A 19,136-nucleotide genomic window follows, 5' to 3' on the forward strand; every position below is an offset into this window, starting at 1 on the left:
CTTGGTGTATGACTGCCGCAGCCCGACCCACCGTCACCTTCGACGGCACCCTTGAAGGCCGCCTTGACGGCCGCTTTGCCAGTGAGCTGGGGGAGCTGGCCATCCCCTGGCAGGCGGAAGAGGCTCCGGACCCGCGTCTTGTTGTGCTCAACGAACCGCTGGCCGCCGAACTGGGCCTGGACCCCGGCTACCTGCGGGGTCCTGACGGGACACGCCTGCTGATCGGCAACCTGGTCCCCGGCGGTGCCACGCCCGTGGCGCAGGCCTACGCCGGCCACCAGTTCGGCGGGTTCGCCCCCCGCCTCGGCGACGGACGGGCGCTGCTGCTCGGCGAGATCACCGACGCGGCCGGCCGCCTTCGCGATGTCCACCTCAAGGGCTCCGGGCGCACCCCGTTCGCCCGCGGCGGCGACGGCCAGGCGGTTGTGGGCCCGATGCTGCGGGAGTACATCGTCAGTGAAGCGATGCACGCCATGGGGATTCCTACCACACGGTCCCTTGCCGTGACGGTGACAGGCCGCCGGGTGCTTCGCGACTCCCTGCTGCCGGGTGCAGTCCTGACCCGCGTCGCCAGCAGCCACCTGCGCGTGGGCAGCTTCCAGTACGCCCGGGCCACGGGCGACATCAACCTCCTGCGCCGCCTCGCCGATCATGCGATCACCCGCCACCACCCCGACGCCGCTGAGGCCGGGCACCCCTATCTCGCGCTGTTTCAGGCGGTGGTAGCGGCACAGGCGTCGCTGGTATCCCGGTGGATGCTGGTGGGTTTCGTGCACGGGGTCATGAACACCGACAACATGACGATCTCCGGGGAGACCATCGACTACGGACCCTGTGCCTTCCTGGACACTTTCGACCCGGGCACCGTCTACAGCTCCATCGACGAGGCCGGACGCTACTCGTACCGCAACCAGCCGGTCATGGCGGAGTGGAACCTCACGAGGCTTGCGGAGTCCCTGCTGCCGCTCCTTCACGAGGATGAGGAACAGGCGGTCGCGATCGCGCAGGAGTCCCTCGCCGGGTTCCGCCGGCAGTACAGCGCCGCCTGGTCCGCCGGCATGCGGGCCAAGCTCGGTCTGCAGGAGAAGCTCGACGACGAGGTGACCTCGCCTCTGGTGGACGAACTGCTCAGCATTCTCCAAGCGGGGCAGGCTGACCACACCTCATTCTTCCGCAGCCTCGGCGCGGCCGCCCGCGGCCACACGGAATCCGCCAGGAGCCTGCTCCAGGACCCGGCTGCATTCGATGCGTGGGCCGGCCGCTGGAGCGCCCTGGCTCCCGACGCGGACGCGATGGACCGGGTTAATCCCGTCTATATCCCGCGCAACCATCTGGTGGAGGAGGCCCTCGCCTCCGCCACGGAAGGCGATCTGGATCCGCTCACCCGTCTCCTGGACGCGGTGGGCAGCCCGTACGCCGAGCGCCCCGGTCTGGAGCGGTACGCTTCGGCCGCGCCGGAAGACTTCGGCGCCTACCGGACGTTCTGCGGAACCTGAGTCCCCGCCGCGTCCGAGCCTCAGGCGAGGGAAAGGAAGAGCTTTTCCAGATCCTTCGTACTCATCCCGGCTGAGTCTTTCCGGAGAGCGCACTGCTCCAGCCCGCTGGCAATGATGGCGAATCCTGCCCGGTCCAGCGCCTTCGAGACGGCGGCCAGCTGCGTGACGGTGTCCTTGCAGTCGCGTCCCTCCTCGAGCATCCGGATCACGGCCCCCAGCTGCCCCTGAGCGCGCTTGAGCCGGTTGATGGCGGGGGCTAGTTCTGCTGAATCAAGGTCCATGGGAGTCTCCAAAGCTAGGGGTGGCTATGCTCAAGAATATACCCCCTTGGGTATTTTTGACTACCCCTAGGGGTATCTGCAATACTCGGTGGGGTATAGAGCTTTTGTTTGTCTGTCTCGAAAGGACACCCATGACGCCCCCTTCCACTTCCTCCGCCCCGGCGGCTCCCGCCGCACCGGCAGTCACCGCACTGGCCCCGGAAACGCTGCGCAGCTGGTTCCAGGAACACCAGGACCTGATCGTGATTGACGTTCGCTCGGCCGCCGAGTTTGAAAACATGCACATCCGGGGCTCCTACAACGTGCCGCTTCCGCTGCTTTCCGAGCACACTGACGAACTGGCCGCCCGCCTGGGCAGCCGCGTCGTACTCGTCTGCCAGTCGGGAGCACGGGCCGAGCAGGCACGGCAGCGCCTGGGCGGCGCGGGTATCGGCAGCGCCTATGTCCTGACCGGCGGGGCCCCCGGCTTCGCTGAGGCCGGCGGCGACGTGATCCGCGGCAAGGCCCGCTGGGACCTCGAGCGCCAGGTCCGGCTCGCCGCCGGCTCCCTCGTGGTTCTGGGCCTCGCCGGAGGCAAGTTCGTCTCACCCAAAATCCGGCTCCTCGCCGGCGCCATCGGCGCGGGCCTGACCTTCTCGGCCGCCACCAACACCTGCGCCATGGGCCAGGCAATCTCCGCCATGCCCTGGAACAAGGCCGCCCACGAGCCGACCCGCGAGTCCGCCATCCTGCAGTTCCCCGTCTCCGAATCCCTGAACCCGGAGGCTAAGGCCTCATGACCACGGCACTGATCCTCGTTCTCGCCCTGTCCGTGCTCATCGGGCTGTCGCTCGGTGTGCTCGGCGGCGGCGGATCCATCCTGACCGTGCCGATTCTGGTCTACGTGGCCGGATTCGAAGCCAAGGAAGCCATTGCCGCTTCCCTGTTCGTGGTCGGCGTCACCTCGGCGGTCAGTGTCTTCAGCCACGCCCGCGCCGGCCGCGTCATGTGGCGCACCGGACTGTTGTTCGGGGCCGCCGGCATGGTCGGCGCCTTCGTGGGCGGCCTGCTGGGCGGGCACATCCCCGGGCAGATCCTCCTCATCGCGTTTGCCCTGATGATGGTCGCCACCTCCATCGCCATGATCCGCGGACGCAAGAAGAAGGCCGACGCGGGCACCGGAACCCCCAAGCACACCGAACTGCCGCTGTTCCGCGTTCTGCTCGACGGCCTCGTCGTCGGTCTGGTGACCGGCCTGGTCGGCGCCGGCGGCGGATTCCTTGTGGTCCCGGCACTGGCGCTGCTCGGCGGCCTGCCGATGGCAATCGCCGTCGGAACCTCCCTCGTGGTGATCGCGATGAAGTCCTTCGCCGGCCTGGCCGGATACCTCACCACCGTGGAGCTGGACTGGGGGATCACGCTGTCCGTGACCGCGGCCGCCATCGTGGGAACCCTGATCGGTTCCAGGCTCGCCGGCCGCATTCCTGAAGCGGCACTGCGCAAGGGCTTCGGCTGGTTTGTGCTGGTCATGGGCGCCTTCGTCCTCATCCAGCAGGCCCCGGTGGATCTGCGCGGACCGATCGCCCTGGGCGTCGCCGGAGCCGCGCTCGTCGCGGCCGCAGTCTGCTGGTTCTTCGTCAGCGCCTGCCCGCTCCGCAAGTCCAACCGCACCACCCTCGAACGAGACACCCAGACCACGCCGGTCTGACACACTCCCTGAACCGAAAGGCATCATCATGGCAGAAATCACCATCACCGAAGCAGACCAGCGCCGGAACCAGGCGCAGGTCCTGGACGTCCGCGAGGACTTCGAGGTTGCCGAAGGCATGATCCCCGGTGCGATCCACATCCCGATGGGCGAGCTGCAGGCCCGCCTGTCCGAGCTCGACCCCAAGGTCCCCGTCATCGCCATCTGCCGCAGCGGCAACCGCAGCGCCCGGGTCGCGGATGCCCTCAACGCCGCCGGCTTCACCGCCGACACCATGGACGGCGGCATGATCGCCTGGACCCGCGCGGGCCTTCCGACCACCTGATCCGCCCCTGACCAGCAGTTCCCCCTACCACCCCACGACCGACCCGGAGGAAGAGAAGATAGTTATGGCAACCATCGACATCACCGAAAAGACCCTCGCCGAAACGCTGGAGACCAACGACATCGTCTTCGTCGACTTCTGGGCGGGCTGGTGCGGACCCTGCCGCATGTTCGCCCCCACCTATGAAGCGGCCTCAACGAAGCACCAGGACGTCGTCTTCGCCAAGGTGGACACCGAGGCCGAACAGGCCCTGGCGGCGGCCGCGGGAATCACGTCGATCCCCACGCTGATGGCATTCCGCGACAAGACCCTGGTCTTCTCGCAGCCCGGCGCGCTCAACGCCGCCGGCCTGGAGCAGGTCATCGAGAGTGTCCAGAACCTGGACATGGCAAGCCTGCGGGCCCAGGCAGCACAGCGGCAGGGCTGAGCGGAAGCGAGGCCGGGTTGATGCGAACCATCAGTGCCGATGACCTTGCCGCACGCTGGCCCGGCGCCACGCTCGTCGATGTCCGGGGCAGGGAGGAATATGCCACCGCCCACATCCCGGGCAGCATCAATATTCCGCTGGACGAGCTCCCGACCCGGCTGAAGGACGTGCCGAACACCACGGTCCACGTCCTCTGCGGGTCGGGAAAGCGCAGCGCCCAGGCGGCCGTATTGCTGTCCGCGCGGGGCTACGACGTCGTGAACGTCGCCGGCGGCATCACCGAGTGGTACCGCAACGGACACCCGGTGACTTATGCCCCCGCTCCGGCGGACACCCCCGGACCCGGCCGTTGGCGTTCGCTCGCGGACAGGCTCCGGGGACGCCGCCCAGGAACCCACTAGAGGCCGGAACGACCGGCACCAAGCACCTTGCAATATACCCCCTGGGGTATTATTGTTGTTAGTAGTCGACGGGGGAGACCCCGCACCCTTACGAAGGAGAGCACATGCTTCTGGAACGCATTTATGATGAGGATCTTGCCCAGGCCAGCTACTTGATTGGCTGCCAGGCCAAGGGTGAGGCGGTTGTTGTGGACGGGCGCCGTGATATTGCGGTGTACCAGGCGTTGGCGGCGAAGAACGGCATGAAGATCGTTGCCGTCACCGAGACGCACATCCACGCCGACTACCTCTCCGGCACCCGCGAGCTCGCCGCGGCCACCGGTGCGAAGATTTACGTTTCCGGCGAAGGCGGACCGGACTGGCAGTACGGGTTCGAGGGGGAGCGGCTGTTCGACGGCGACACCATCACCCTGGGCAACATCAGCATCCAGGCCCTGCACACCCCCGGCCACACCCCGGAGCACCTGTCGTTCCTGGTGACCGACGGCGCGTTCAGCGACCATGCCGGCTACCTGCTTTCCGGTGACTTTGTGTTCTCCGGCGACCTGGGCCGGCCTGATCTGCTGGATGAGGCTGCCGGCGGCGTTGACACCCGCTTCGTGGGGGCCAAGCAGCTGTTCGCGAGCCTGCGGGATAAGTTCCTCACCCTGCCGGATTATGTCCAGGTCCACCCGGCCCACGGTGCCGGCAGCGCCTGCGGCAAGGCCCTGGGTGCCATCCCGTCCTCCACGGTCGGTTATGAGCGGCTCTACGCCTGGTGGGGTCCCTACCTGGCGGCCAATGATGAGCAGGGCTTCGTTGATGAACTCCTTGACGGCCAGCCGGATGCGCACGCCTACTTCGGGCGGATGAAGCGGGAAAACCGCGAGGGTCCGGCCGTGATGGGCGAACGCGCCCCGCTGCAGGAACTGGACCTCGCCTCCGTTGCCAAGGACCTGGCAGAGGACACGGTGACATTCATTGACACCCGGTCCAATGAGGAGGTCCACCAGGGCACCGTGACCGGTTCCCTGAACGTCCCGGCCGGCAAATCCGTGGCGAGCTTCGGGGCCTGGGTTGTGAACCCGGAAACCGACAAGAACCCCCTGGTGCTGCTGGCTCCGGACCAGGACGCCGCGCAGGACATGTGGGACCACCTGGTCCGCGTCGGGATCGATAAGGTCGCCGGGTACGTCACCGGCTTCGAGGGCCTGCCTGTGAGCACCCCGAAGCTCATCCAGCCCGAAGAGCTCGGGGGCTTCGACGCCGCCATGATCTTGGATGTGCGGAACCGCACCGAGCACACCGCCGGGAACATCCCCGGTTCGCACCAGCTCAGCGGCGGCCGGGTGATGTGGAACCTTGACCAGCTCCCGGCAGAGGGCACGATCGTGAGCTACTGCCAGAGCGGGGTCCGGAACTCCGTCGCGGCCAGCGCGCTGCGCCGCGCCGGCTACGACGTCGTCGAACTCGACGGCAGCTACGCCGCCTGGGCCGCGCAGCAGCACACCCAGGAATCCGTCCCCGCCAGCTAGTCCGCGCCAGCGGCAATGCCTGACTGACACAATTGGCGGCGGTCCTGGAAACAGGGCCGCCGCCAACCTTTGTCCCCAACCAAGTGGAGCAAAATGACTTCCGGCAACACCAGCCCCGTGCAGGGACGGCCCCGCCGCACCGGCCTCACGCTTGGCCTGCGGCAGAACCTGGCCCAGTTCATGCTCCTCGTCGCCGTCAACGCCCTGGTCGGCGGCACCCTGGGCCAGGAACGCACCGTCCTCCCGCTGCTGGCCGGACAGGTCTTCCACCTCGACCTCTACACGTCCGCGCTGACCTACATCCTGGCTTTCGGTCTCGCCAAGGCCGCCACCAACTACTTCGCCGGCACCCTCTCGGACCGCCACGGCCGCAAACCTGTGCTGATCGCCGGCTGGATCATCGCCCTGCCCGTCCCGCTGATGCTGATTTTCGGGCCGGACTGGGGCTGGATTGTCGCCGCCAACGTCGTCCTGGGCATCAGCCAGGGCCTCACCTGGTCCACCACCGTCATGATGAAAATGGACCTCGTCGGCCCGGAGCGCCGCGGCTTCGCCATGGGCCTGAACGAAGCGGCCGGTTACCTCGGTGTGGCCGGCACCGCCCTGGCCACCGGCTACATCGCCGCCACCTACGGGCTGCGGCCCGGACCGTTCCTGCTCGGCGCCGCCTACATCGCGCTGGGCCTTGGGCTGTCGGTTTTCGCCGTGAAGGAAACCCGGGGCCACGCGAAGCTTGAATCCGCCAACCACACGTCCGCCCATGCCGGCGCCCACGGTGAACTGAGCAACCGGGAAATCTTCACCCTCACCAGCTTCCGGGACAAGTCCCTGTCCTCGGTCAGCCAGGCCGGCATGGTGAACAATCTCAACGACGGCCTCGCCTGGGGACTGTTCCCCGTCCTGTTCGCCGCCGCCGGACTGACGATCGAAAAGATCGGCATCCTGGCCGCCGTCTACCCCGCGGTCTGGGGCGCAGCTCAGCTCGTCACCGGAGCAATGTCGGACAAATACGGCCGGAAATGGCTGATCGTCGGCGGCATGCTTCTCCAGGCCGCCGCCCTGGCGATGATCGCCGTGGGCCAGGATTTCGGGATCTGGCTGACCGCCGCCGTCCTCCTGGGTCTCGGTACGGCCATGGTCTACCCCACCCTGCTCGCGGCCATCGGCGACGTCGCGCACCCGGAGTGGCGTGCCCGCTCGGTTGGCATCTACCGCCTGTGGCGCGACGGCGGCTTCGCTGTCGGCGCGCTGCTTTCCGGGGTCATCGCCGACGCATACGGCATTCCGGCCGCCGTCGGAGTCGTCGCCGGACTGACGGCCCTGTCGGGGCTGCTCGTGGCCATCCGCATGCGCGGCACCGACCACCACAGCCCCCGGCCGGTCTAGCCAGGACGCCCCTGCGGAGCAGGCCACCCGGGGAATCATGTCAAGATGCCCGCCTGGGTTGATTCGTGGAATCATTTGGTTTTGCCCGGATAGCCGGCTGGGGTTTCGGGCTTTGTTTTGCGACGGTGAGGGTCAGCAGTTCGGCGCAGAGGGCTTGGATCTGCCGTTGGATCGCGGCCGGATTCAAGAGTTTGTTCTCCCGTCTTAGCCGGGTCTTCACTTCCCGGGCGACGGTGCCGGTGTCGGCCAGGACGCGCTGGAACGGGGTGGCGGGCGTGTCATATTTCTTGCTGATCTTCGCGCCGGTGCGCACCTTCGCGACCAGCTTCTGCTGCGGCCCGAAGTGGTTGGTCAGTAGCCGCTGAAGCGCCCAGATCCGGTTCAGCAGCTCCAGTTCCCCGGCGGTGTCATAGCGGTGGTAGCCGACTGTCTGGCGGACGATATGCCAGTTCTTCTGCTCCACATGGGCGCCGTCGTTTTTGTTCCCGGAGCGGGACCTGGTGAACGTCAGTTTCTCCTGCTCGCACCACCAGATGAGCTCCCAGTTGATGAACTCCGAGCCATTGTCCGAATCGATGCCGAGGACCGGAAACGGGAACGCAGCGGTGGCATCCTTGATAGCGGCGAACACCCATTTCTGGGCCTTGTTTTTCACTGACCGGGTTTCCGTCCAGCCAGTCGCGATGTCAGTGATATCAAGGGTGAAACAGAATTCTCCCCTGCTGTTCCCGCCCTCGTGGCCGACGAGATCGATCTCGACGAACCCGGGCACCGCGTCGTCCCACTCGGCCCAGGTCCGCATCGGAATGGAGTCCTTCAGCAGTGTGCCGGGCTTGGTATGGGACCGGCCACGCGGATCCAGTTTCGCCCGGTCAGCCTTGAGCCTGCGGTCAACCGTTGCCGGTGCGATGCGCAGGAGCAGCGCGGCGGTTCCGGCGTCGATCTGAAGCTCCTTGAACCGGCGAAGGCGCGGCACCAGGTCCGGCAGGGCCGCCGCGAGCAGCCGCCCGCACGGGGTCCCCTGAACCGCCCAGCAGAACCGCAGAGCCTCGATCACCGGCTCTCCATACAGCGGCGGCCGGGCCACCCTGGGCCGGGCCACCTTCAACACCAGCGCCCTCCGCAGCGCCTTGCGGGCATGGTCCCGGTGCCAGCCCGTCGTCGCGCACAGCTCATCCAGAACCTGCTTCTTCGCAGCCCGGTCCGACCGCGCGTAGCGGGTTGCGATGGTCTTCGTGACAGCCCTGCGTTCACTCATCGAAAGCTCCATAGCCCACAATGCCGAAGCGGCGGACACCGGCCCGGCAGACACACCGCTACGCGGGCATTCTCAAATGATTCTTCGAATACAGCTACGCGGGCATCTTTGATGAGTCAACGCGGGCCATTGCAATCTGCAGTGGCAAGGTCCAATATCGAGTTCAGCCCCGCGCCGTCCCCCTGAGGCAGGAGATCGTGATGTCGGATTTTGCGAGCCAGGCAATGGTCTTCGCGGGGGCGTGATGAACGAGATCAGGAACTCGGCCGGACTCGTTCCCGACGCGGTGGACCTCGACGGTCTGACGGAGATACGGGTGCACGGCGTGGGCGGCACGCCGCCGGAGGCTCTCCTCGGCGATATGAAGCCGACGAGGGTCGCGGGGGACCGCATCGCAGGGTTCTACCGGACGACGGATGCCCGCGGCCGGCACCGTGAGGCGTACTCATGGGGAGGCCTGACCTCCCACTCGCCGCTTCGGGTGCTGTGGACGCCGCTGCTGCCGTCGATGCTTGCCAATATGGCCGGCTGGATGGCCCGGCGCGGTGTGAAGTCCGAAGCTGAGGAGGCGACGGCGGAGCCAACGACGCAGAGGTTCCGGTGGTTTGCGCGGCTCGCTGCCCTCGCGCTGACATTGAGCACCGCCACCATGGTCACGATGCCGAGCCTGGATACGTTCGCCTACCAATGCCTTGGCCAGCTTCAGTGCCGCAGCCAGTTATGGGGCATGCCGTTGCTGGATTTTCTGGCGCCGTACGACCGACCGGGATTCCGGCTGGCGGCGGGCACCATCGCGCCCGTTGCTGTCGCGGTGCTCTTTTACGTCCTGGCTTCCCGGTCGCGGACCAGCTATGAAGGCGTTGAACCACCGACCCTGGGAGCGACCGTGCCCGTGCCCACAGGTCGCTGTGCCGCGGCGCAGGCGGGCGGCTTGCGCAGCGCCGATTTCTGGTCCGGGCGCCGCTGGCACCAGCACCTGTCGGACCTGCACCTGGCGGCCGGTCTCGCGGTGGCAGCGGGAACCCTGGGCTGGTGCGTCTCCCGGCTCGGAGGTGTCATGGACCTCACGGATGCAGGGGCCCAGGTCAGTACCCGGACTGCCAGCGCCGTCTCCGTTACTGTCTCCCTTGCTGTCCTCGGGTCGGTCATTGTGATGCTCGCGTCGGACGAGGCACTCGAGTTCCTCGCCCGCGGAACGCTGTACGCCGCAATCGCCGCCCTGTCCGCCGCGGTCTTCGGGGCCCTGGCGCTGCCCCTCGGACTCGGCGATGCCGGCGTCGGGCCAGCGACAGCGGCCCAACCCGCCGGCGTCTTGCCGGGCATCGATCTCTCGGTCGCCGCGGCCTGGACGCTCACCCTCGCGCTGCTGATCCCGCTGATGGTCCTGCAGGCGGGAGCGTGGGGCATCCGGTGGCGGCACGCGCTGAAGGTCGTGCCGCGCGGGCCGGAGCGCATAAAGCGCCTGAAGGTGACGGCGCGCGGATCTGCCAAGGTCTTCCCGTGGGCGGCGCCCGTGGTGCTTAATGTTGTTGCCCTCATCCTGGCCAACGCGGTGCTGTTGTCACTGATGATGCTGGTCGCCGAGGGGCTCGGCACGGTCGGGTACGGGCTCGGGCCGGAAGGCAGCACGGGCGCAGCGGATAGCGGTGGAGGGCCGGCCGGCTATGCGGGGCCGGTGCTGTGGGTGCCCAAGGCGGTGGCGTCCATCGCGTCCCTTCTTGCCCTGGGCCTCATCGGCGTGCTGGTGCTTTTCGCAGTGGTCGCCGGGGTGCTGCTGTCCATCAAGTCGAGGCAGCGGGCCGTGACCCTCGTGGGCGAACTCGAGCGCGATTACGCCGCAGCGGACGCGTTGCAGGCCCGTTCCCCCGGGCAGGCGCCCGCGGAAGCCAACGGGATCTCCAGGGAATTCAGGGACGCCTGGACGGTATCGGCCTTTGCTCCGGCACCGTTTAGTCGGGACCGGTCCGCCGCCTCAAAGGCAGCCTGCAGGATGTGTCCCAGTCCATGGGTCCGCAACGTGGCGAGGATGCTTCTGATCGGCGAGTACGCCCCGGTTATGGCGGCGTACTTGATGGTTGCAGTGGCCGGCGCGGCGCTGCTCGGGGCCGCGCTCTTCGTGACCCGGGTCGTGGTGTTCGGCCAGGATCCTCCCTTCCTGAACATCGGACTGACCACCTGGATCAGTGCGTCCCTGCCCATTGTTTACGGGGTGGTGCTCAGGCTCGCTTTCCGGCAGGAAAAATGGCGGAAGGTCCTGCTGTCACCGTTCGACGTCGGGACGTTCTTTCCGCGGTCGTTCCACCCGTTCGCCCCGCCGTCGTACACCGAGCGGGCGGTGCCTGAGCTGACTCGTCGGATCTGGCGGCTGCATGACAACCAGGGCAGGGTGGTGCTCACCGCGCACTCGCAGGGCAGCGTGGTGGCAGCGGCCGTGCTGGCGCGCCGGTCGGCACGCACCGAGGAAAAACGCGTCGGCCTTGTGACCCTCGGCTCTCCCTTGGCGAAGCTGTACCGGTGGGCCTTTCCCGCCCTGGTCAGCGACGCACTCCTGCAGGGTTTCGCCGGCGGCAATGGAGGTCTCGGGGATGTCCGCTGGCGCAATGTCTACTACGAGACTGATTACATCGGTGGTCCGGTCGCCACGGCTGACTGGCCTGCATCCGGCACCACGGACGTTCGCCTTGTCGACCCGCCAACGCACAAATACGTGTTCGCCCAGCCGCTGCCGCATGTCCTGAGCCATACGGGTTACTGGGTCGACGTCCGGTTCTGGCAGGAGGTCGACAGCATCTGCGACGCAATCGCGGCGGACACCTTGCCGTTGGAACGGCCGAAACCGTCCGCCGCCGACGGGTCTGCACCCGGCAGCGTCCCGGATGCCGCCCAAAAGACTGCGGTGGACACCATCGCTCCGGACCCCGCGGCTCCGGTCCAGTACCGGTCGGCCTCCACCTAGCCGTGAAAAGCTAAGAGCGCATCAATTCACGCCAGCCCGGCGCCGTCAGCCCCAGCCCTGCGTGGACGCCCGGACCACGAGTTCTGGAGGAAAGACGACCTGGCGTGGTAAAAACCCTTTCTCCGGCTTGCCTCGCGGAGCAGCAGCTCCAGGGCCGTTGAACCAATCAGGGCGCTGGGTTGCCGGATGGACGACGGCGGGACCACGGCCGCCGCAGCGCACTCAGTATCGTCGTAGCCAGTCAGCGCAATCTCCTGCGGCACCCGCACACCGCCATCTGCCTCACCGGAAGCGCAGGCCCGGCTGGGTTAGGCCTCCCGCCGCGGAGCCACCGTGACGGAGGCGACAGTTTCCAGCCGCGGATGCAGATGGTCGCCGCCATCCACCACACCGGTCTGCCACCACAGGTTCAGCCCCTCGGGCGAGACCTCCAGGCAGGCCAGATTGTTGTCGAACCATGGCCCCTTGACGCCGGACCAGCGGAACGGCGGGTCCGGTACCTTGGCCGAGCGTGCCACCAGGGCGCCTATCGGCGTGGCGAGACCGTAGGACATAACGGCGGCGAAGGACCTCATCAGCCGGGGCAGCGGGTTGCGGATGGGGGAGCAGACGGCCTGTACGATCCGGCTTCCCGTGGCACGCTCCACCTCCGAAACGTAGGAGTAGTGGACGTCCCCGGAGAGAAAAGTGATTGTGTCCGGCGCCTGGCCCCGTTTGCCGTCAGCGACCTCGGTCACCATTGCCGCCACCTTCCGGAAGCTGTCCTGGAAGGCGCCCCAGTGTTCAAGGTCCACCGCCTGGCGCAGCTTCTCGCCGGCCCGGGCGGCAAGCTTCCCCCACGCGCCCTGGGAAATGGCCTCGTTCCAGGATTCGACGTAGTGCAGGCCCATTGGCAGCAGGAAAGGCAGCGACGTTGCCACGAGCAGGTGCCGGAAACCGCCGCGCATCCGTCCGTCGAGCCAGGCCATCTCCGCCTTGTCAACCAGGGCGCGGTCGTCCGGCGTCAGGTCCCGGGCAGCGCGGGAGTCCACCACAATCAGCCGGGTGTCGCCGAAATCCCGGCAATAGCTCCACCGGTACGATCCCGGGTCCTGATCGGCCCGGTCCGCGAAACTGTCCAGCGCCGCGCTCACGTCGATCTCGTCCTCGCCCACGTGCCGGGCGATCTGCTGCCAGATGGCATCCTCCGCCCGCTCCTTGGGTGACAGGTTCCCCAGATGCTGGTACACCCAGTACGAGGCCAGCCCCGCGACAATGCGCCCATGCCACCAGGACGTGGCCTCCATTTCCTTCTTCCAGCTAAGCGAGGTGTTCCAGTCGTCGCGGATGTCGTGGTCATCAAAGATCATGGCGCTGGGCAGGGTGGACAGCAGCCACCGGTTCGCGGGGTCCGACCAGGCCAGAAAGTAGAGGTGGGCGTATTCCTCGAAGTCTTTGAGCTCCTCGCCCGGCGCTTCATCAATGTTCCGCCGGTTGCGGATGAACTCCTGCATCTGCTCGCTGGTCAGGTCGGCGTACACCTGGTCCCCGAGGAAGGCGACCAGATCCGGCCACGGCAGGTCCCCGCCGGAGGCCATGCCCAGGGCGTAGGCGCGCAGTGAGTCGACGCCGTGGGTCCGGTTGCCGGACTCATCATGGGGGACACTGGTCCGGCAGGAGCCATAGGCCATCCGTAGCGGCTTGCCGGGCTTGAGCGTCGCAACCATCGACGGCGGGAATCCGGTCGCCGGATCGGGCCAGACGTGGGTTCCGTTGACCTCCAGGGCGTAGGACGTGACGGTGCCGGGGTCAAGTCCGTCCAACTCCACCAGCGCATAGTGGTGACCGTGAACCGCGAAGGTACCGGCTGTCCAGTCCCGGCCGCCAGCGCGAATGGAGACCCGGGCCGCAACCCGGGTCTCCACCCAGACACTCGCCGAGGTCTCATCCACGTACCGGATCATGGGGCCGAGCACCAAGGGAGACGTCGTCATGACTCAGTTGTACCTGCTCGGCCCCGGTGCGGGCCATGCCCTGGCGGGAATGATCCGGCGGGAATGATCCGGCGGGACGGGATATCTTTGGTCGTCGGGCAGGGCGACAGCGGCCCCCGTGAGGGCCGCAGCACCCGCCGGCAGGTCACCCCCGCGGGGCCAGCGCGTACGTGGCGGTGGCGTAGGCCAGCGCGGCGGACATTTCCTTGAGCAGGTCCGGGTTGGTGTTCTTGATGGTGTCGCAGGCCTCGTGGTAGCAGGAATCGAGGTCCTTGCCGGCCGTGCCGCCGTAGGACTGCACCTGGGCCCTGGTCTTGGTTTCCACGTCGCCGCTGAACAGCCCGCCGCCGGGGATGCCGGCCTGCAGGAACGGCTCGTAATCGGACCCGCCGTCAAACGGCGTGGTTTCGGCCGGCAGCGAGTTCTCCTCGAAGAAACGGAAAAACACGTCTTCGATCTGCTTCGAACCCGCCGGGCCGGCCTGCTCGAAATCGGACCCGTCGCCGTCGTGGATGGACCGCACCCCGTTCGGGGAGGCCAGCATGTCCACGTTCAGGTTCGCCGCGGTCCGGGCCTTCTCGGCCCGGCTCAACTCATCGACATAGTGCTGGGATCCGTACAGGCCGTCCTCTTCAGCGCCCCAGAACGCAAACCGCACCCGGTTCGCCGGGGTGATCCCGCTCTCCTTCATCCAGCGGGCAATCTCAATCATGGCCGCGACCCCGCTGGCGTTGTCATTGATCCCCGGCCCCTCGCGCACCGAATCCAGGTGCCCGCCCACCACCACGGTGTTCTCGGCACTGCCCGAGGTATCGGCGAGGATGTTGAAGCTCTCCACCTGCTTCCGGTTCTTGCCCTCCCCCCGGAAGGAAAAGGCCTGCCGGACCGGGTTGTACCCGGCCGCGCGCAACTGCTCCTCAACGTACCGGGCGGATTCCTCATAACCGGAGGTCCCCGACGCCCGGTTCCCACCATTGTCATCAGCGACGCGCTGCAGCGCCTCCAGGTGATCCACCATGCCCCGGCCCTTGAACTCCGCCAGGACCGCCCGCGCGTCCACCCCGCCCACCGGCTCCAGCCGCGGAGCCGCAACAGCGGGGCCGGTGGACCTACTGCCGGGGCCGCTGGTCACGCCGTCGGACGGAAAGCCTATCGGGGATCCGGCTGCGGACTCGGACGTGCAGGCCGTTGCCGAGAGCAGCATGACGGCCAGGACTGAAGGAAGTACGTGCTTGCGCAGAGTCAACATGCTCGGAAACCCGTCAGTAGTCGGTTTCAGCTTGAAAGGTCAAGACGCTCGTCGCTGACGTTCGGTAAGCCACGGCCATCATTGAATCCGCGGATACGTCTATCAGTTCCGACCATTCTTGTGGATCCGGCTGTATCTTCAATAGCGCTTGCCTGTGAAAGTGCTGTGCGAATCGTGGCCGCCCTCGAAGAACGGCCGAATCATGGCTTCGCCGGAATTCGCTGGCAGCGGATGGCGCCGCGTGGTTACGGGCAGGGCGGATAGACTGGCAGGCACTATGGATGACCCTCCTTCACATATGCCCTTGCCCTTCGACTTCCTTGACCGGATTCCCGGCCAACGCAGGAGAGGGGCGCCCGAATGTATGAATGGATCATGATCGGCGTCGGCCTCGTCCTGACGGTTGGTACGGGAATGTTCGTTGCCTCCGAATTTGCCCTGGTCAACCTGGACCGCAACGACCTTGAAGCCCGCCAGGCGCGGGGTGAGAAGCGGCTGGCGCCCACGATCAAGGCCCTCAAGATCACGTCGACGCACCTCTCCGGCGCGCAACTCGGCATCACCTTGACCACGCTGCTCACCGGGTACACGTTTGAGCCCGCCATCAGCAAACTGCTCAGCGGCCCGTTGACGAGCGCCGGACTCCCCGAATCGGTCGTTCCCGGGGTAGGGGCCGTCGTGGGTATCTTCCTGGCCACGATTTTCTCCATGGTGATTGGTGAACTCGTGCCCAAGAATTTCGCCCTGGCGCTCCCGCTGGCCACGGCAAAAGTGGTGGTCCCGTTCCAGACGCTGTTCACCACGGTCTTCAAGCCCGTGATTCTGCTGTTCAACAACACGGCCAATTCGATTATCAGGTCGTTCGGCATTGAACCCAAGGAAGAACTGTCGGGCGCACGCAGTGCCGAGGAACTAAGCTTCCTGGTCCGCCGCTCCGCGCTGGAAGGCGTCCTCGACCAGGACCACGCGGCCCTGCTGCACCGGACCCTGCGGTTCTCCGACCACAGCGCCGCCGATGTGATGACCCCCCGCGTGCGGATGGCGACAATCGGATCCGACGACACGGCCGAGCAGATCGTCAGCCTGGCGACCGCCACCGGATATTCGCGCTTCCCGGTGATCGGCCGGGACCGGGACGACGTTATCGGTGTGCTGCACGTCAAACAGGCCTTCGCGGTGGGCCTCGACAACCGATCGGCAGTGTCGGCCTCCGGGCTCATGATCGAACCGCTGCGGGTGCCGGAGTCCATGGGGGTCGACACCCTTCTGGGTCTGCTGCGCCGGCAGGGCCTGCAGGTGGCGATCGTCTCGGACGAGCATGGCGGCACAGCCGGCATCGTCACGCTCGAGGACCTGGTGGAGGAAATCGTCGGGGAGCTGGAAGACGAGCACGACCGTGCCCGCACCGGCGTCGTGCGGACGGGCCGTTCGCTGACATTTGATGCATCCCTGCGCCCGGACGAACTCCTGGACCGGACCGGCATCACCGTCCCGGACGGCGAGGAGTACGACACCATGGCCGGCTTTGTCACGGACCGGCTGGACCGGATCCCTGAACTCGGCGACGAAGTGGCCATCGACGGCGGGCGTCTGAGGGTGGAACGTGTGGTGGGCACCCACGTCGAGCGGCTCCGGTTCACCCCGGATGAATCCACCGAACCCCCGCAGAGCGCTCATGACCGGATCATCGACAATCTCACGCAGGAGCTGACCCATGAGTGAATATCTGCCAGGCATCATCTGGCTCGTCGTCCTGCTGGCAGTCAATGCTTTCTTTGTCGGTGCTGAATTCGCCGTGATCTCCGCCCGGCGTTCGCAGATCGAGCCGAAGGCCGAGGCCGGAAGCAAGGCCGCCAAGACCACCCTCTGGGCGATGGAGCACGCCACCCTGATGCTGGCCACCAGCCAGCTTGGCATCACGGTATGCTCCCTGGTTATCCTGAACGTCTCCGAACCCGCCATTCACCACCTGCTGGAGATCCCCCTTGGCCTGACCTCACTGTCGGCCGAGACAATCGGCATCATCGCCTTCGTCGTCGCCCTGTTGCTGGTGACGTTCCTCCACGTGGTGTTTGGCGAAATGGTGCCGAAGAACATCTCCTTCTCCGTGCCAACCCGGGCGGCGCTGCTCCTGGCCCCTCCGCTGGTACTGGTGGCCCGTGTCTTCAAGCCGGTCATCTGGACCCTGAACGGCATTGCCAACTCGATTCTGCGGCTCTTCAAAGTTGAGCCCAAGGACGAGGCGACCAGTGCCTATACGCTGGACGAGGTCGCGAACATTGTGGAACAGTCCACCCGGGACGGGGTGCTGTCGGACACCAGCGGGACCCTGACGGCGGCCTTCGAGTTCACGGCCAAGACCGTCGCCGATGTGGAAGTTCCGATCCAGTCGATGGTCCTGCTGCCCTCATCCGCCACCCCGGCTGATATCCAGCGGGCCGTCGCTCAGCATGGCTATTCGCGTTACATCCTCACGGACGACGACGGCGCCCCCACCGGCTACCTGCACCTCAAGGACGTCATGGACCTCACGACGCCGGCCGCGTTCAGCGAGGCGGTACCGGCCAAACGGATCCGGAAGCTGGCGTCGGCGTTCAGCGGCAGTGAACTCGAAGACGCCCTGGCCGTCATGCGCCGCACCGGAGCCCACGTTGCCCGGGTATTTGATGCCCACGGCACGACAACGGGTGTGCTGTTCCTCGAGGACATCATTGAGGAACTCGTCGGCGAGGTGCAGGATGCCACCAGCGCTTAGATTCCCCAGACCACCTGAATTACCGGACAGCAGCGGCCGCAGAGGCCGGATCCTTCACGGAAGTTGAGCACCATGACCGTTTCTCCCCTAATCTGGGCAATCACCATTGCCGTCATTCTGGCCTTGCTGGCCTTCGACTACTTCTTCCACATCCGCAAGGCCCATGTGCCCACGCTCAAGGAGGCGGCCGCGTGGTCGGGCCTCTACGTGGGCCTGGCTGTCATCTTCGGTGTCCTGGTGTGGATATTCGGCGGCACCGCGATGGGGTCGGAATACTTTGCCGGCTACATCACCGAGAAGGCCCTCTCCGTCGACAACCTCTTTGTCTTCCTGATCATCATCGCCAGTTTCCGGGTGCCCCGCGAAGACCAGCAGAAGGTGCTGCTCTTCGGCATCGTCTTCTCGCTGATCGCCCGCACCGGCTTCATCTTCCTCGGGGCAGCACTGATCAATTCCTTCGCGTGGGTGTTCTACATCTTCGGGTTGATTTTGCTGATCACCGCTGGCAACCTGCTCCGCCCGGACTCCCACGGCGACGAGCAGGTGGATAACTTCGTCATCCGCATTGCCAGAAAACTCTTCCACACCACCGAACACTATGACGGGGACAAGCTCTTCACCATCCACGAGGGCAAGAAAGCGCTCACTCCGATGCTGCTGGTCATGGTGGCGATCGGCGGAACCGATATCCTCTTTGCCCTTGACTCGATCCCTGCCATCTTCGGGCTGACCCAGAACGTGTACATCGTCTTCACGGCCACGGCGTTTTCGCTGATGGGACTGCGCCAGCTCTACTTCCTGATCGACGGCCTCCTGGACCGCCTCATCTACCTCGCCTACGGTCTGGCCGCCGTTCTGGCCTTCATCGGGGTAAAGCTGGTGCTCCACGCCCTGCACGAGAACAACCTGCCGTTCATCAACGACGGCCAGGCGGTTCCGGTCATCGAGATCAGCACCGGCCTGTCCCTGAGTGTCATCATCGGGGTGCTGACCGTTACCGTCGTCGCCTCGCTGCTGAGCAAGGCCGGCAAAGCCCAGACCTCCATCAACAACGCGCGGCGTCACGCCGTCAGTTACCTCGACCTTGAGTACACGGCGGACGCTTCCGAACGCGAGCGGATTTACCGGATGCTGACCGAGGAAGAGTCCCAGATCCTGGCCATGGACCTGAAGTACCGCAACAAGGCCAAGGACATCGACAAGATCCGGGCGCTCGTCGCGGAGGCGCACCGGCAGCACGAGGAGTACCTCGCCCGCTAGTTCCCCCCGCGGTTTAGCTATCCGACGCCGACGCTCGGCCGGCGGGGGAAAACTCCACTGCCGGCCGTCCGCCGGCTTCCGCGATGGCGGCCTGCACCCGGGAGAGCACCTCGGACGGAGTTCCGTCGGCAGCGATGTTGATGAAGCGTGGGAATTCGGGGAGGGACT

Annotated in this window: 17 protein-coding genes; 12 read left to right on the forward strand and 5 right to left on the reverse strand. The window is 66.4% G+C overall.

Annotation, left to right across the window (positions count from 1 at the left end):
• The first annotated feature begins 8 nt into the window (after positions 1 to 8).
• Positions 9 to 1,496: a protein adenylyltransferase SelO gene (locus ASPU41_RS14695; RefSeq protein ID WP_069951538.1), complete on the forward strand. Its 1,488-nt coding sequence runs from the start codon at positions 9 to 11 to the stop codon at positions 1,494 to 1,496.
• Positions 1,497 to 1,516: 20 nt separating this feature from the next.
• Here the strand turns inward: ASPU41_RS14695 and ASPU41_RS14700 are convergent, their stop codons facing one another.
• A complete protein-coding gene (locus tag ASPU41_RS14700; RefSeq protein ID WP_069951539.1) occupies positions 1,517 to 1,777 on the reverse strand; it encodes a metal-sensitive transcriptional regulator in 261 nt (86 codons plus the stop codon).
• Between the two features lie 131 nt (positions 1,778 to 1,908).
• Between ASPU41_RS14700 and ASPU41_RS14705 the strand changes: the two genes are divergently transcribed.
• The 7 genes from ASPU41_RS14705 to ASPU41_RS14735 all read left to right on the forward strand — a co-directional run bounded on the left by ASPU41_RS14705 (position 1,909) and on the right by ASPU41_RS14735 (position 7,517).
• The gene (locus tag ASPU41_RS14705; protein ID WP_069951540.1) at positions 1,909 to 2,556 is read left to right on the forward strand and encodes a rhodanese-like domain-containing protein; all 648 of its coding nucleotides are present in this window, start codon (positions 1,909 to 1,911) and stop codon (positions 2,554 to 2,556) included.
• Positions 2,553 to 3,464 (forward strand): sulfite exporter TauE/SafE family protein, encoded by a 912-nt coding sequence (locus ASPU41_RS14710; protein ID WP_069951541.1) that lies wholly within the window; start codon positions 2,553 to 2,555, stop codon positions 3,462 to 3,464. The genes ASPU41_RS14705 and ASPU41_RS14710 overlap by 4 nt, the downstream gene beginning before the upstream one ends.
• A 28-nt stretch (positions 3,465 to 3,492) precedes the next feature.
• On the forward strand, positions 3,493 to 3,789 hold the full coding sequence (locus tag ASPU41_RS14715; protein ID WP_069951542.1) for a rhodanese-like domain-containing protein: 297 nt from the start codon (positions 3,493 to 3,495) through the stop codon (positions 3,787 to 3,789).
• 64 nt (positions 3,790 to 3,853) lie between these two features.
• Complete coding sequence (gene trxA / locus ASPU41_RS14720; RefSeq protein ID WP_069951543.1) at positions 3,854 to 4,216, forward strand: thioredoxin; 363 nt, start codon at positions 3,854 to 3,856, stop codon at positions 4,214 to 4,216.
• A 20-nt stretch (positions 4,217 to 4,236) separates the two neighbouring features.
• On the forward strand, positions 4,237 to 4,617 hold the full coding sequence (locus ASPU41_RS14725; protein ID WP_069951544.1) for a rhodanese-like domain-containing protein: 381 nt from the start codon (positions 4,237 to 4,239) through the stop codon (positions 4,615 to 4,617).
• 104 nt (positions 4,618 to 4,721) lie between these two features.
• Positions 4,722 to 6,131, forward strand: coding sequence for an MBL fold metallo-hydrolase (locus tag ASPU41_RS14730; protein WP_069951545.1), 1,410 nt, complete (start codon positions 4,722 to 4,724; stop codon positions 6,129 to 6,131).
• 93 nt (positions 6,132 to 6,224) lie between these two features.
• Positions 6,225 to 7,517 carry an MFS transporter gene (locus ASPU41_RS14735; RefSeq protein ID WP_069951546.1) on the forward strand — a complete coding sequence of 431 codons (1,293 nt, stop codon included), beginning with the start codon at positions 6,225 to 6,227 and terminating at the stop codon, positions 7,515 to 7,517.
• 40 nt (positions 7,518 to 7,557) lie between these two features.
• Here the strand turns inward: ASPU41_RS14735 and ASPU41_RS14740 are convergent, their stop codons facing one another.
• Entirely contained in the window at positions 7,558 to 8,775 is a 1,218-nt protein-coding gene (locus ASPU41_RS14740; protein WP_197515672.1) for an integrase catalytic domain-containing protein, read from the reverse strand.
• A 244-nt stretch (positions 8,776 to 9,019) separates the two neighbouring features.
• Between ASPU41_RS14740 and ASPU41_RS14745 the strand changes: the two genes are divergently transcribed.
• Entirely contained in the window at positions 9,020 to 11,731 is a 2,712-nt protein-coding gene (locus ASPU41_RS14745; protein ID WP_069951548.1) for a hypothetical protein, read from the forward strand.
• A 26-nt stretch (positions 11,732 to 11,757) separates the two neighbouring features.
• Here ASPU41_RS14745 and ASPU41_RS14750 read toward each other — a convergent pair whose 3' ends face one another.
• The 3 genes from ASPU41_RS14750 to ASPU41_RS14760 all read right to left on the reverse strand — a co-directional run bounded on the left by ASPU41_RS14750 (position 11,758) and on the right by ASPU41_RS14760 (position 14,953).
• Positions 11,758 to 12,000, reverse strand: coding sequence for a substrate-binding domain-containing protein (locus tag ASPU41_RS14750; protein WP_069951549.1), 243 nt, complete (start codon positions 11,998 to 12,000; stop codon positions 11,758 to 11,760).
• 39 nt (positions 12,001 to 12,039) lie between these two features.
• Positions 12,040 to 13,704 (reverse strand): alkaline phosphatase D family protein, encoded by a 1,665-nt coding sequence (locus tag ASPU41_RS14755; protein WP_069951550.1) that lies wholly within the window; start codon positions 13,702 to 13,704, stop codon positions 12,040 to 12,042.
• Between the two features lie 145 nt (positions 13,705 to 13,849).
• Positions 13,850 to 14,953: a M20/M25/M40 family metallo-hydrolase gene (locus tag ASPU41_RS14760; RefSeq protein WP_069951551.1), complete on the reverse strand. Its 1,104-nt coding sequence runs from the start codon at positions 14,951 to 14,953 to the stop codon at positions 13,850 to 13,852.
• Between the two features lie 360 nt (positions 14,954 to 15,313).
• On the opposite strand from ASPU41_RS14760, the gene ASPU41_RS14765 reads away from it, so the two are divergent.
• The 3 genes from ASPU41_RS14765 (at position 15,314) to ASPU41_RS14775 (ending at position 18,968) form a co-directional block, all read left to right on the forward strand.
• The gene (locus tag ASPU41_RS14765) at positions 15,314 to 16,675 is read left to right on the forward strand and encodes a hemolysin family protein (protein WP_069951552.1); all 1,362 of its coding nucleotides are present in this window, start codon (positions 15,314 to 15,316) and stop codon (positions 16,673 to 16,675) included.
• A complete protein-coding gene (locus ASPU41_RS14770; protein ID WP_069951553.1) occupies positions 16,668 to 17,708 on the forward strand; it encodes a hemolysin family protein in 1,041 nt (346 codons plus the stop codon). Before ASPU41_RS14765 ends, ASPU41_RS14770 begins: the two co-directional genes overlap by 8 nt.
• 72 nt (positions 17,709 to 17,780) lie before the next feature.
• Complete coding sequence (locus ASPU41_RS14775) at positions 17,781 to 18,968, forward strand: TerC family protein (RefSeq protein WP_069951554.1); 1,188 nt, start codon at positions 17,781 to 17,783, stop codon at positions 18,966 to 18,968.
• Positions 18,969 to 19,136 lie beyond the last annotated feature (168 nt).

It is taken from the genome of Arthrobacter sp. U41 (genome assembly GCF_001750145.1).
Classification (GTDB): Bacteria; Actinomycetota; Actinomycetes; order Actinomycetales; family Micrococcaceae; genus Arthrobacter.

Coding starts and splice junctions, on each gene's coding strand:
- ASPU41_RS14760 (WP_069951551.1), bottom strand. CDS start 14,953: ATGTTGACTCTGCGCAAGCACGTACTTCCTTCAGTCCTGGCCGTCATG.
- ASPU41_RS14725 (WP_069951544.1), top strand. CDS start 4,237: ATGCGAACCATCAGTGCCGATGACCTTGCCGCACGCTGGCCCGGCGCC.
- ASPU41_RS14700 (WP_069951539.1), bottom strand. CDS start 1,777: ATGGACCTTGATTCAGCAGAACTAGCCCCCGCCATCAACCGGCTCAAG.
- ASPU41_RS14765 (WP_069951552.1), top strand. CDS start 15,314: ATGTATGAATGGATCATGATCGGCGTCGGCCTCGTCCTGACGGTTGGT.
- ASPU41_RS14775 (WP_069951554.1), top strand. CDS start 17,781: ATGACCGTTTCTCCCCTAATCTGGGCAATCACCATTGCCGTCATTCTG.
- ASPU41_RS14745 (WP_069951548.1), top strand. CDS start 9,020: ATGAACGAGATCAGGAACTCGGCCGGACTCGTTCCCGACGCGGTGGAC.
- ASPU41_RS14705 (WP_069951540.1), top strand. CDS start 1,909: ATGACGCCCCCTTCCACTTCCTCCGCCCCGGCGGCTCCCGCCGCACCG.
- ASPU41_RS14755 (WP_069951550.1), bottom strand. CDS start 13,704: ATGACGACGTCTCCCTTGGTGCTCGGCCCCATGATCCGGTACGTGGAT.
- ASPU41_RS14730 (WP_069951545.1), top strand. CDS start 4,722: ATGCTTCTGGAACGCATTTATGATGAGGATCTTGCCCAGGCCAGCTAC.
- ASPU41_RS14735 (WP_069951546.1), top strand. CDS start 6,225: ATGACTTCCGGCAACACCAGCCCCGTGCAGGGACGGCCCCGCCGCACC.
- ASPU41_RS14770 (WP_069951553.1), top strand. CDS start 16,668: ATGAGTGAATATCTGCCAGGCATCATCTGGCTCGTCGTCCTGCTGGCA.
- ASPU41_RS14695 (WP_069951538.1), top strand. CDS start 9: ATGACTGCCGCAGCCCGACCCACCGTCACCTTCGACGGCACCCTTGAA.
- ASPU41_RS14715 (WP_069951542.1), top strand. CDS start 3,493: ATGGCAGAAATCACCATCACCGAAGCAGACCAGCGCCGGAACCAGGCG.
- ASPU41_RS14740 (WP_197515672.1), bottom strand. CDS start 8,775: ATGAGTGAACGCAGGGCTGTCACGAAGACCATCGCAACCCGCTACGCG.
- ASPU41_RS14710 (WP_069951541.1), top strand. CDS start 2,553: ATGACCACGGCACTGATCCTCGTTCTCGCCCTGTCCGTGCTCATCGGG.
- trxA (WP_069951543.1), top strand. CDS start 3,854: ATGGCAACCATCGACATCACCGAAAAGACCCTCGCCGAAACGCTGGAG.